The 12,571-nt window shown below is 35.7% G+C and carries 14 protein-coding genes; 5 read left to right on the top strand and 9 right to left on the bottom strand.

The window, feature by feature from the left end:
- Nucleotides 1–92: 92 nt before the first annotated feature.
- From P5P89_RS21225 to P5P89_RS21215, 3 genes are all read right to left on the bottom strand, one after another.
- Nucleotides 93–797, bottom strand: coding sequence for a hypothetical protein (locus tag P5P89_RS21225; protein ID WP_278010113.1), 705 nt, complete (start codon nucleotides 795–797; stop codon nucleotides 93–95).
- A 49-nt stretch (nucleotides 798–846) separates the two neighbouring features.
- A complete protein-coding gene (locus P5P89_RS21220) occupies nucleotides 847–1,683 on the bottom strand; it encodes a class I SAM-dependent methyltransferase (protein WP_278010112.1) in 837 nt (278 codons plus the stop codon).
- Nucleotides 1,684–1,805: 122 nt separating this feature from the next.
- Nucleotides 1,806–2,000, bottom strand: a complete 195-nt coding sequence (locus tag P5P89_RS21215) for a hypothetical protein (RefSeq protein ID WP_278010111.1) — start codon at nucleotides 1,998–2,000, stop codon at nucleotides 1,806–1,808.
- 269 nt (nucleotides 2,001–2,269) lie between these two features.
- Here P5P89_RS21215 and P5P89_RS21210 point away from each other — a divergent pair, with 269 nt between their 5' ends.
- Nucleotides 2,270–2,593, top strand: coding sequence for a hypothetical protein (locus tag P5P89_RS21210; RefSeq protein WP_278010110.1), 324 nt, complete (start codon nucleotides 2,270–2,272; stop codon nucleotides 2,591–2,593).
- 246 nt (nucleotides 2,594–2,839) lie between these two features.
- On the opposite strand, the gene P5P89_RS21205 is transcribed toward P5P89_RS21210, so the two are convergent.
- Complete coding sequence (locus P5P89_RS21205) at nucleotides 2,840–3,601, bottom strand: hypothetical protein (protein WP_278010109.1); 762 nt, start codon at nucleotides 3,599–3,601, stop codon at nucleotides 2,840–2,842.
- Between the two features lie 158 nt (nucleotides 3,602–3,759).
- Complete coding sequence (locus P5P89_RS21200; RefSeq protein WP_278010108.1) at nucleotides 3,760–4,209, bottom strand: GNAT family N-acetyltransferase; 450 nt, start codon at nucleotides 4,207–4,209, stop codon at nucleotides 3,760–3,762.
- A gap of 343 nt (nucleotides 4,210–4,552) precedes the next feature.
- Between P5P89_RS21200 and P5P89_RS21195 the strand changes: the two genes are divergently transcribed.
- Nucleotides 4,553–5,386: a tyrosine-type recombinase/integrase gene (locus P5P89_RS21195; protein ID WP_278009934.1), complete on the top strand. Its 834-nt coding sequence runs from the start codon at nucleotides 4,553–4,555 to the stop codon at nucleotides 5,384–5,386.
- Nucleotides 5,371–6,480 (top strand): IS91 family transposase, encoded by a 1,110-nt coding sequence (locus P5P89_RS21190; protein ID WP_278009935.1) that lies wholly within the window; start codon nucleotides 5,371–5,373, stop codon nucleotides 6,478–6,480. The genes P5P89_RS21195 and P5P89_RS21190 overlap by 16 nt, the downstream gene beginning before the upstream one ends.
- A gap of 221 nt (nucleotides 6,481–6,701) precedes the next feature.
- Here P5P89_RS21190 and P5P89_RS21185 read toward each other — a convergent pair whose 3' ends face one another.
- The 4 genes from P5P89_RS21185 to P5P89_RS21170 all read right to left on the bottom strand — a co-directional run bounded on the left by P5P89_RS21185 (nucleotide 6,702) and on the right by P5P89_RS21170 (nucleotide 9,890).
- Nucleotides 6,702–7,262 (bottom strand): hypothetical protein, encoded by a 561-nt coding sequence (locus P5P89_RS21185; RefSeq protein ID WP_278010107.1) that lies wholly within the window; start codon nucleotides 7,260–7,262, stop codon nucleotides 6,702–6,704.
- 182 nt (nucleotides 7,263–7,444) lie between these two features.
- The gene (locus P5P89_RS21180) at nucleotides 7,445–8,086 is read right to left on the bottom strand and encodes a hypothetical protein (RefSeq protein WP_278010106.1); all 642 of its coding nucleotides are present in this window, start codon (nucleotides 8,084–8,086) and stop codon (nucleotides 7,445–7,447) included.
- 280 nt (nucleotides 8,087–8,366) lie between these two features.
- Nucleotides 8,367–8,828 (bottom strand): hypothetical protein, encoded by a 462-nt coding sequence (locus P5P89_RS21175; protein ID WP_278010105.1) that lies wholly within the window; start codon nucleotides 8,826–8,828, stop codon nucleotides 8,367–8,369.
- Nucleotides 8,829–9,038: 210 nt separating this feature from the next.
- Nucleotides 9,039–9,890, bottom strand: a complete 852-nt coding sequence (locus tag P5P89_RS21170; RefSeq protein WP_278010104.1) for a CPBP family intramembrane glutamic endopeptidase — start codon at nucleotides 9,888–9,890, stop codon at nucleotides 9,039–9,041.
- 533 nt (nucleotides 9,891–10,423) lie between these two features.
- On the opposite strand from P5P89_RS21170, the gene P5P89_RS21165 reads away from it, so the two are divergent.
- Nucleotides 10,424–11,257: a tyrosine-type recombinase/integrase gene (locus tag P5P89_RS21165; protein WP_278009934.1), complete on the top strand. Its 834-nt coding sequence runs from the start codon at nucleotides 10,424–10,426 to the stop codon at nucleotides 11,255–11,257.
- On the top strand, nucleotides 11,242–12,351 hold the full coding sequence (locus P5P89_RS21160; RefSeq protein ID WP_278009935.1) for an IS91 family transposase: 1,110 nt from the start codon (nucleotides 11,242–11,244) through the stop codon (nucleotides 12,349–12,351). The genes P5P89_RS21165 and P5P89_RS21160 overlap by 16 nt, the downstream gene beginning before the upstream one ends.
- Nucleotides 12,352–12,571 lie beyond the last annotated feature (220 nt).

Raw genomic sequence — 12,571 nt, 5'->3', positions numbered from 1 at the left:
TCTGTGGTTATGAATTGATTTTTTTTGTTTACACTATCTAACTTTTTTTTGATTTTACGTACACGGATTACAAATTCGCATTAGTGAATTTATTATAACCCAAGTTTTTTTTCAATATCGATATCTGGGAAATTGAGTTGAACATACTTTATAAAGTCTGAATTAGTACCTTTCCCATTTAAAGACCAAACTCTTGTAGGGCTTGCATTTGTTATTAATTCAAGTATTCCTTCTCTGGTTGCAAGTTTAGAAATCCAGGAAACAATTTTGTCATCAATAAATTTTACGATTGAATCAAACTTTTCTTTGTCAATTCCATAGATATTGCAATGGTGGTTGTCAATTATTTTTGATTCATTGCTATATTCATCAATGCGTTCCAATTCTTCTCCAAATATTTGTTTTACCAGTATTTGTTTTGGGTTGTCTGTATATTGATGATAGAAAAGTCCCGTGTGTCCGAATAGGAAGCCATTTATAGTACTCGTTTTAGCCAATTGTTTAGCGTAGAAATTTGGTAAAATTTCAAACGAAACCGAGCTGCCAGGGGTATTGCTTTTGGTTGACCAAAATTCAATTATAAGTTTTATGTCGCCTTTTTCAAGTGTTAATTTTGGTCGTGAACGAGAATATTTAAATCCTTTTGCTTCGTAATGTTTGCCAAGTTCATCACACATAGCCTGAAATATTTCTTTACATGGTGTGTGTGTTGAATGTTCTAATAATGTTTTATTATTTGTCCAGCTCATATTATTTGCATTGTTTACTTTAATTATCCTCGTTTTCCAATGTCTCATAGAACGCATATCACTTGCAAGAAATTATTTACAGTGATTATGGTCGTAGTTATTGCTTTATAGCTATCGCTACTCTGTAAAATTCATATCCTTTTTCGGCTCTATTTGGCAGATATTTTAAACGATATTCATTTGCGCCCATATCTTCAATAATTTTCATGTCAAATGATTTTAAATAGTTTGATATTTCCTCTGGTTGAAATCCAAAAGTCCATTTTTCTTCAAGTTTATTTAGGTCGTTCAAAAGCTTTTCACCTCCTAAAAACGAACCTGGATTCTCCAGGATATTTTGGTGCACATAAGTAAAAATCGCATAACTGTTTTTTGTGAATTTCTGAATAAAGCCAAATGTACTCTTTATTGCATCTTCTGAGAGGTAATTTGTAACGCCTTCCCAAATAACCGTTGTAGGTATTGAAAAATCAAAATTATGTTGTTCTGCCAATTCCTCCAGGCTTTGTTGATTAAAATCAATTTGATAAAACGCAACATTTTCCGGAAGTTGGCCAATGCGTTTTTTGTATATTGTAGCTTTAAAATTAGAAGTATTTGGATGATCAATCTCTATGACAGGAATTGACTTTAAAAAGCCAAGTCTCAAGGCTCTGGTGTCAAATCCAGCTCCTAAAATTATTACCTGTTTAACACCATTGGAAATTGTTGATTCTAATTGATCGTCAATATATTTTGTCCTGGCAATTGCTGAAGAAAATGCGCCCGGGATTTTCTTCTGAATCGTGGTACTAATATATTTCTTAATAATAGGATATTTAAACATCCTTGCTGCAAATCTCAATTTAGCTTCAAGAAAATGTATAGCATAATAGTCAGAAAATAATTTATCTTTTGAATCACGTTCTGTTTCCAATGCTCTAAATAAAGCCATATATTGAGCTGTTCGGCTTGTTTTCTTTATTTTCATCTCTATTTATAAAGTTTTCTTTACTATTCTTATTGATATGGCTTGTATTCTAAGAGCGTGAGGCTCGCTTTAGCGAGGAGATTATATTATTTCTTTTTAATAGGAGCAAGGAGTAAATAAAAAATCCAGGCAAACCATGATATAAAAAGCACCGCCAAAATCCATGCTAATTTTTCTCCACCAGTAGTTTTACGTGAGAAGAGAATACTTAATATTGGTAATAGCCATACAAATGCTATAACAGCCAAAACTATAAATAAACCCAAAACAGAATTATCCATATTATATTTTTTCAGAAATAAATATTGATTTTATAAATCCTTAAATTAAATCGCTCCTAAAAGATTTAGTTTGATCAGCTTATTCATTAATAGATTAGTTATTATCAAATATAATATATTTCTTGATTTTTTTTAAAGGTATATTATTTTGATTTTATAAATCGGTTGTATACAACTGATTGTATGCAATCCTCTAAAAGTGATCGATTAGATGTAATTTCGTTTGTGAAAAATCAGAATAAAAAGACTAACAAACTGAAATAGAATTTATGGAAACAAAACATAAAGAGCAAGTAGCAGAATTTCTCAAATCAATGTACGCTGCAAAAAAGTTTAAAAAGCTAAAACCACACAATAACACTAATAATTCGTTTGACGTAACACTAAAAGTATCCGGTTACAGCCAATTGAACTTAATGGTTTCAGATTTGTTAAAAGCAAGTATTCTTTTGCTTCATCATGATGCGCCAAGTTTGCCAAGTCATACCGTAAACACAGATATTAATGTAATGACTTTACTTGAAATTGCCTTGCAGTTATTGCCGGAAGAAGAAATGGAATTGTTGGATGAGTTGTGTAAGATTCAGTTGTAATATTAATATAACAAAGCGCAAAATTATCGCCCTTATGCTGGCGTGAGGGTCACGCTCGTGCCCACACAGTTGTTCAGTGTTGTTGAGTAGCTTGTGTTCACGAGCGTGACGCTCGCGCTAGCTGGGGTTCGGGCGGGTTTCGGAGCATAAAACTGTCAATAAGCACTGAACTTGAATAGAAGCACAAAGCTACAAGTTTGCACGTCAGCCCGCCTGAAACAAAACCCGTGTTATGCGTTCGGCATTCTATTTCTGTCTATAAATAACTTCCCATATTGGTTCAAATTCTAATTTTTCAAAGTCGACCAAATGTAAACTCTGTCCTTTGTAAATACCGTTACTAAAGGTGTCTTGTATCCAGTTTACAAAAGTCCAATTTCCAATGCTCTCAGGTTTGCCCCATCTTCTTGTTTTTAAAATTGTTGCCTTTGAATTTATTCTTTCTGACAATTCTCTCAATATGGGCTTTGAGTCTAAATTTAAACTTTTGGCTATTGCAATAACTATAAAATATCCGAATTCAGTCTTTCGGTTGTTTTCAAAATCTGTTTCGTTCGAAAATGTTATATAAATATCTGGCGGTGATTGTCTTTTTTCAGTAATTGTCCAAATTGGTGTCCACAGTTGAAAATCTTGAAAGTAGTTTTCTGTATTGTTAGGTACCGTCCACTTATCGTGAGATTTATTATCCCATTTCAGTCGTCCAAGTTTTATTTCTGAATGATAAACAAATTCTTGATTATTCTTTTTTGAAATGCGTTTCTCTGGTTTGTATTTAGTAACTCGTATAGCTGTGTCTTTTGAAAACTCACTTTTTTTAATTAATAAGTCAAAGAATGGTTCAAAATCTGATTTCCAATTTGTTGTTATCCAAGGCGATTTGCCCTCGTCCTTCTGTCCAAAAATTAGGTAAAAGTCATAAGTTCTGTTTTCCCAACTTGAATCAGCATTAGTCAAACTGTCGTAAAGATTTGAAAACTTATTTCCTAATTCTTTTATTAACTTCATTTTTGTCGGTTCTTATCGGTGTTCTATGCTGACGCATAACGTTTCGCGGGTTGGCGTTAGTGGCGCCAATTTAGGAAAAATATTCTACGGATGAACAAGATTGGAAAAACCGCTATATTTTCTGCGTAGCAATTAGTAGCCATTACGCCAAACCGCTGTTAGCGGCTGTGCTTAATATTTTCCCATTGTTTTTTTGACATTTCAAATTTAACTTCTTTAGTTCCGTGCATTCCATTTTTTATCCAACCAGATTTTGAATAAAATTTTTCAGCATTTGTATTCGGCGCAGTTCCAAGCCAAACATTTTCCTTTCCATTTTCAAAATACCAATCCAGCATAATGCTTTGAAGTTTTGATCCAATTCCTTTTCTTTCAAATTTAGGATTTATGAAAAGAGCCCAGATATTATCTTCTTTTAAGTCTGCAATGGCAAAACCAACTATTTGATTTTTAATTTCGCAAACCCAACCTTTTCCACGTTTAAATAAAAATTCCTCGCAATCTTTATCACTGACCAAATCAGGATTTGACAAAGTATTTTCTTTGACAGAATTTCTAACAATTTGGATTTCTTTTATATCATCAATTTTGGCTTCTCTGAATCTCATATCTTTAGTTAGTGAGTTTTGTGCATTGCCGCTAACGTTCTGGCGCTACAGCGGGTTTGGGACTAAATTAAGCCCTATTCTCGGATTTGCCAAATCATTCCAAATACAAAACCATTTTTCCATTAAGCCAAATGCCCAAATCCGTTGTAGTGGCTGTTGAACTAAACCTTCGGTAGCACTTACCGTGATTTTGTACCTTACGAATATAATTAAATTCGGTAAGATATGACTACAAAAAAAGAATGTTGAAGAATTAAGAGAAAACAAAATTCTCAACCAGGCTAAACGAGAAGTTCCAGGATTTGAGGAACTCATCAATCGTTTTGAACGTACTATTTCGGTATTGGGCAGAAGTCAAAGTACTTTTAATAATTATTCTCGACATGTTGCTTCTATATCATTGTATTTTGGGAAAATCCCAACGGATTTAGATCCTGAACAAGTACAAGATTACTTGTTTTACCAGCAGAAAAAGTCCAAAACCCCTTCACAAACTTATTTCAAACATTGTGTTTATGGTCTTCGCTTTCTTCTAAAATCAGAAGGCTTGCCTTATGAGTACTTGGGTTTACCGTCCATAAAACACGAGAAAAAACTACCCGTTGTTTTGAGTAAAGAAGAAGTTTGGGGCATGCTTCAAGGGGCTAAATTACTCAAACATCGCATTCTTATTGGATTGCTTTATGGTTGCGGATTGCGTTGTATGGAAGCACGTTCTGTACGATTACAAGATTTAGATTTCGATAGAAAGCAACTCAAAGTAGTGCAAGGCAAAGGCAAAAAAGACCGCTATGTTCCTTTATCGGTTCATTTAATACGAGGGCTCAAAAAATATATCGAAGCCGAAAAACCACAAGATTACCTTTTTAATGGGCAACCTTTGCCTAATGGAGCAGGAGGTGATTTTGACAATCGGTATTCGCAACGAGGCGTGCAATGGGTAGTGAGGCAAGTGGCCAAGGCATCTGGTGTCAAAAAAGAGGTTCACACGCACACACTTCGGCATAGTTATGCCACGCATTTACTCGAAGATGGCATGGATATTATAACCCTCAAAGACCTTTTAGGACACCAAAACCTAGAAACCACTTTGGAGTATTTACAGATTGCCCAACTCGAGAGCCAACGCATCTTTAGTCCACTGGATACCCTTTTCGAGAAATGCCACCGGAAGTAGCCGATGTACTGCGAAATATTGCCTCAAAAATCGAAAACTACGGCTTGAATACTTGGCAACTGCACACGCTTTCTGCCATCAAAAAATGTCGAACGGCCGATTTGGGCGGTCATATCGATGGGTGTGATGAATGTGGAAATCTGACCATTAGTTACAACTCTTGCAGGAACAGACATTGTCCCAAATGTCAGGGTAACAAGCGAGAGGATTGGATGGAAGCCCGAAGTACAGAACTCTTGCCAGTGCCATACTTCCACGTGGTTTTTACCTTGCCCGACAGCATTAATTCCTTGGCAATGCATCAGCCAAAAATGGTGTATGACACCCTGTTTGAAGCGACTTGGGAAACGCTTCAAAAATTTGGCAAAGCCAAAGAAATACAACTGGGAATGATTGCTGTTTTGCACACCTGGGGACAGCAGTTGAGCCTTCATCCGCACCTGCATTGTATTGTGCCTGGCGGAGGAATCGATAAAGACGGACAGTGGAAAAACAGCCGAACGGACGGCAAATTCTTGTTTCCCGTAAAAGCTTTATCGAAAGTGTTTAGGGCAAAATATTGCCAGAAACTCAAAGCAAAAGAGCCCATAAAATACGAGCAAATCCGGCAGCATTTATGGCAGAAGCCTTGGGTAGTTTTTACCAAAAAGCCTTTTGGAAGTCCCAATTCGGTGGTGGAGTATCTGGGGAGATATACCCATAAAATCGCCATCAGCAACCACCGAATCAAAAGCATTGACAACGAAAACGTGACTTTCGATTACAAGGATTACCGAGTGGCGGGAGTCAAAAAGCAAATGACATTGACCCACGGCGAGTTTATCCGTCGGTTTTCGTTGCATATTTTGCCCAAACGCTTTGTCAAGATTCGTCATTATGGCTTTTTGAGCAGCACTTGGAAGCGTGGGAAGCTAAAGCTTTTGCAAGCAAAACTCCAAGTAAAGGTCTTGGAAAAAGTAGCAAAAAAAACATTTTTGCCCAAATGTCCGTGTTGCAAAACGGGCAATTTGCACCCAATAGCGGTTTTTGACCAACGAGGCCCACCTGCTTGGTATCTTGGCGGATGCCAAAACCCAATTCCCCGTGAAAGTTAATTTTACGGGTAAGGGAACTTATGTCCTAAGGTGAAGGAAAACACGAGAAAAACCAATGAAAATCTACTCCAAAAAAAGAGGCTCAGTTGCCTCTTGTAACTCTCTCTCAAAACTTTACGATAACTCCATAGTGTTGACGGCAGGTACTCCGGTTCCCTTCAACAGGAGTTTCATTGTTCGGCTTGCAGCCGCAACGAAACTCTAGCTGTTAGTGGTAGCTTTTAATTACTTTTTACAATTAAAGGAATAGAAATATCTTTCAACTTAACGTTGTTGTTAAAAATATAAGGAATTCTAATAGTATACTGAGCAATTTCCTTTTCCGAATGAGACATTATGATATCTCCCAAGGATTGACCATCTAGTATAAAATCATTTTCAATCATTATACGTCCAGTTTGACTAGGATTTTTTATATCCATTATCCTTTTGTCTAAGTCTATATTTTTGATTTTTGACTTAATCTCAAAATTTTTGACGAAAAAAGTACTGTCGGTTACTGTAAAATTTAATATTCTTAAACTATCAAGAATATAATAAGTCCCATTTGTTGATTCAATGTTTAGTTCTGTTTGGACTGATTTATAATCAAAATCACTATCGCTAATATCAACAACAATAGGCTCAAGTCTAAAGTCTATAATAGCTGGATTTTCTATTTTCTTTTCAGTTGTAAAAAAATCCCAGGCTTGAAAACCATCGGTAATTATGCCCAACATTAATCCCATGAGAGTTAATCCTCCGATTACATATCCCCAAATTGATTGTTTCTTTTTTCCCATTTCTTTAGTTATACATCAAATCTAGTTATATGTTCTATTCTAAGCAAGTTTTGTCAAAGTTACCACTAACGTTCTCGCGCCTTGAGCCGTTTGCGACTTACGAAGACAAGTATTTTCGGCTGAACGAAAATACGATAAAAAACGGTAATTCCACTAAATTCGCAAATGGCGCAAGACGTGTGTTAGCGACAGTTGTTTATTAGGGTTTCTAAGATAATTATGGCTCCTAATATAAATGTAGAAATCGTCAAAAAGAAGAAAATATAACTACCAATTAATGTCATTTGATATATTTTACCTCTTAGTTTAACTTTTTGATTATTTTCAAATTTCTTATCTATTTTTACTTTAGATATTCCAAAATAGTCGCTAATCTTATTTTTAAATTCTTCCAATTGAACTTCAATATCATTACTTTCTGCTAAAGTTGTGTAATAATTTAAAAGTAGTTTTCTATATTCTTTAATATTTTCTTCAGATGAATTTGTAAAATCAGGTCGCTTTTCTATAATTTCAAAATCTTCTTCAAAAAAATAAATTATATCTTCTATAGTATCTGAATCTTTTATTTCTCTAGAAATAGGAAATTCAGGAGCAGTTGAATAACTGTCTGCATAATTAGTAAATTCGAGATTAATTTCAGTCAATAACATTTGTGCGAAAAACGAAAAAATTCTAAATATTAAACCAAGAATAACAACAATTAAAGAGACAATAACTATTTGATTTGATAATTCTGTTACAGTTTTATAATTCGGATTCTGAATGTTATAATCCTTTGTAAAAGCAAAACAAAAATACCAATTGAAAATTCTACAATCCAAATTATTATTTTATCAGCTCGTTCAAAATTCTGAGAACTTTTTTCACTATTATCAATTGTCGATTTACTTATTTTTAAATAAAGGTATTTTAAAAATTGATTAGTCATAATTTACTTATTTTCAGTCTGTTGTATACAATTGTCGCTAACGTTCTGGTACTACAGCGGGTTTGGGATTAAATTAAGCCCTATTTTCAGATTTGCCAAATCATCCCAAATACAAAACCAACTTTCCATTAAGCCTATTGCCCAAATCCGTTGTAGTAGCTGTTAGCAGTGGTTTATGTTCTGTTTTTATATTTTCTTACCGCTTCAATATTTGGCTCATGCAAGGATTTGTCAAATGCATTAAAAATGGAATTAGCTACAGCAAAATAAAAATTTCCCTTTCCAGTTTCTACTTCATGATAATTTGCTTCCAAAATTTCGAAAGTCACATTTAAATTTTCTCCCGTTAACCCTTCGTAATGAATTAAAAATGTTCTGAGTGCATCTATTATTTCATCTTCAAAAACTTTCGGGAAGTCTGGTTCAGGAATATTCCATATTAAAGATGCCGAATGATGGTTTTCCGTTTCTTGAATTTTCAATTTTATGTGAGCCCATTTACTTCCTCCAGTATATTTTATATATGTTCCTTCTCCAATTAATGGTAAAGAAATCGGATTTAGTAAATTCTCATTTAGCAAAAAGTACATTTTTGCAGATGGGTTTGTTCTAATTTGTATGTCTTTTCTACTCATAGGCTGGTAAATCACTGCTAACGTTTCGCCTGTAACCGCCGTCGCGGATCAAAGCGAGCAGAGCTCTCTCTGCCAAGATAAAACTTTCTTCGTGAACCAACAACTTCCGGCTACCGAAAATCTCCGCGATGACGGTTACAGGCTGTTAGCGGTTCGGCTTTAATTATAGTGCTTGTTAGCTTCTTCACTATTAAAGAAAAATTTTTATTTTTAATTCATCGCTTTTCTTTTAATTATTTTGCCCTCCTTTTTGGCGAAGTAATAAAGAACAATACCAATAATTAATAGAAATGATGCCGTAAAAATCGAACCTTCAATTCCAAATGCACCTCCTGTTAATAATTCAGGACCTGTAAATTTAGATTGGATAATATTGCCCATATCATTTGTCCCCGTGAGATTAGAGCCATAAAAAGGCTGAGCAAAATTCCAGCCTAAATGGAAGAAAAAAGGTAGCCATATTCTCTTGGTATATATAAATAGCATAGCCATGGTGAACCCCCAAATCAAATAAAAAAAAATGTCAAATAAGCCTGAGTTGGGATTGAAAATGTGCTGAAGCTCTACTAACATTGCTATGACAATCGCTATATGTGTACCTAACCAATTTTCTATCTCCCTAACGATTAGTCCTCTATGAAACAAATCTTCAACTAACGCAGCAATTATTAACATAGTAAAAAACTTTGTTGAGTAATAAGCTGTCGTAATACTAATAATTTGATAGTAACCCAAAAAATATAAAATGAAAATTGATAATGATATTGTCAAAAAACCAAGAATAAAACCCCCAAAAATTTCTTTGGGTAAATGGTTTAGCGATAGTTCGGTAATTTTTCTTTTATCATAAAAACGGAAAAAATAGTAATAACTAACTAATAATAGTACAGATGAAATACAATGAATAATTGGCTTAGCAATACTTTGATCTTGAATAATGTTAAAGAAAAAAGGTTTTAATAAAAAGTTTTGAATTACTACAAATAGTGAAAAGCAAACAGTTATTCCCAAAATTATTTTTGTAATTGGGAAATCCAGAATTTTTTTGATTGATTGATTCATAAATGATTGATTGATTGATTGATTGATTGATTGATTGATTGATGATTGATTGATTTAAATACATATGACGATAGATTGTTAACTTGTTACAAAATAGTAGTTAATCAGGATGGTTTTAATGTGTAATTTTTATTGACACATTTTTTTTTAACTCAAATGGTTTTCTATCTATTATTATCATTTCGTTTCAAGTTCGGGATGTCGTTGTTTGAGCTGACCGCTAACGTTCTGGCGCTTGGCGTGGTTGGGGAATAAAGATGCGAGATTTTTCGGTTAAACACAAATTTTCCAAATACAAAATCATCTTTAAATTCAGCCTAAAACCCCAATCACGCCAAACGGCTGTTGAACTAAACCTTCGGTAGCACTTACCGTGATTTTGTACCTTACGAATATAATTAAATTCGGTAAGATATGACTACAAAAAAAAGAATGTTGAAGAATTAAGAGAAAACAAAATTCTCAACCAGGCTAAACGAGAAGTTCCAGGATTTGAGGAACTCATCAATCGTTTTGAACGTACTATTTCGGTATTGGGCAGAAGTCAAAGTACTTTTAATAATTATTCTCGACATGTTGCTTCTATATCATTGTATTTTGGGAAAATCCCAACGGATTTAGATCCTGAACAAGTACAAGATTACTTGTTTTACCAGCAGAAAAAGTCCAAAACCCCTTCACAAACTTATTTCAAACATTGTGTTTATGGTCTTCGCTTTCTTCTAAAATCAGAAGGCTTGCCTTATGAGTACTTGGGTTTACCGTCCATAAAACACGAGAAAAAACTACCCGTTGTTTTGAGTAAAGAAGAAGTTTGGGGCATGCTTCAAGGGGCTAAATTACTCAAACATCGCATTCTTATTGGATTGCTTTATGGTTGCGGATTGCGTTGTATGGAAGCACGTTCTGTACGATTACAAGATTTAGATTTCGATAGAAAGCAACTCAAAGTAGTGCAAGGCAAAGGCAAAAAAGACCGCTATGTTCCTTTATCGGTTCATTTAATACGAGGGCTCAAAAAATATATCGAAGCCGAAAAACCACAAGATTACCTTTTTAATGGGCAACCTTTGCCTAATGGAGCAGGAGGTGATTTTGACAATCGGTATTCGCAACGAGGCGTGCAATGGGTAGTGAGGCAAGTGGCCAAGGCATCTGGTGTCAAAAAAGAGGTTCACACGCACACACTTCGGCATAGTTATGCCACGCATTTACTCGAAGATGGCATGGATATTATAACCCTCAAAGACCTTTTAGGACACCAAAACCTAGAAACCACTTTGGAGTATTTACAGATTGCCCAACTCGAGAGCCAACGCATCTTTAGTCCACTGGATACCCTTTTCGAGAAATGCCACCGGAAGTAGCCGATGTACTGCGAAATATTGCCTCAAAAATCGAAAACTACGGCTTGAATACTTGGCAACTGCACACGCTTTCTGCCATCAAAAAATGTCGAACGGCCGATTTGGGCGGTCATATCGATGGGTGTGATGAATGTGGAAATCTGACCATTAGTTACAACTCTTGCAGGAACAGACATTGTCCCAAATGTCAGGGTAACAAGCGAGAGGATTGGATGGAAGCCCGAAGTACAGAACTCTTGCCAGTGCCATACTTCCACGTGGTTTTTACCTTGCCCGACAGCATTAATTCCTTGGCAATGCATCAGCCAAAAATGGTGTATGACACCCTGTTTGAAGCGACTTGGGAAACGCTTCAAAAATTTGGCAAAGCCAAAGAAATACAACTGGGAATGATTGCTGTTTTGCACACCTGGGGACAGCAGTTGAGCCTTCATCCGCACCTGCATTGTATTGTGCCTGGCGGAGGAATCGATAAAGACGGACAGTGGAAAAACAGCCGAACGGACGGCAAATTCTTGTTTCCCGTAAAAGCTTTATCGAAAGTGTTTAGGGCAAAATATTGCCAGAAACTCAAAGCAAAAGAGCCCATAAAATACGAGCAAATCCGGCAGCATTTATGGCAGAAGCCTTGGGTAGTTTTTACCAAAAAGCCTTTTGGAAGTCCCAATTCGGTGGTGGAGTATCTGGGGAGATATACCCATAAAATCGCCATCAGCAACCACCGAATCAAAAGCATTGACAACGAAAACGTGACTTTCGATTACAAGGATTACCGAGTGGCGGGAGTCAAAAAGCAAATGACATTGACCCACGGCGAGTTTATCCGTCGGTTTTCGTTGCATATTTTGCCCAAACGCTTTGTCAAGATTCGTCATTATGGCTTTTTGAGCAGCACTTGGAAGCGTGGGAAGCTAAAGCTTTTGCAAGCAAAACTCCAAGTAAAGGTCTTGGAAAAAGTAGCAAAAAAAACATTTTTGCCCAAATGTCCGTGTTGCAAAACGGGCAATTTGCACCCAATAGCGGTTTTTGACCAACGAGGCCCACCTGCTTGGTATCTTGGCGGATGCCAAAACCCAATTCCCCGTGAAAGTTAATTTTACGGGTAAGGGAACTTATGTCCTAAGGTGAAGGAAAACACGAGAAAAACCAATGAAAATCTACTCCAAAAAAAAGAGGCTCAGTTGCCTCTTGTAACTCTCTCTCAAAACTTTACGATAACTCCATAGTGTTGACGGCAGGTACTCCGGTTCCCTTCAACAGGAGTTTCATTGTTCGGCTTGCAGCCGCAACGAAACTCTAGCTGTTAGCAGTAGT

It is taken from the genome of Flavobacterium gyeonganense, from assembly GCF_029625295.1.
GTDB classification, from domain to species: Bacteria; Bacteroidota; Bacteroidia; order Flavobacteriales; family Flavobacteriaceae; genus Flavobacterium; species Flavobacterium gyeonganense.
This window is presented reverse-complemented; position numbering and strand designations above follow the sequence as displayed.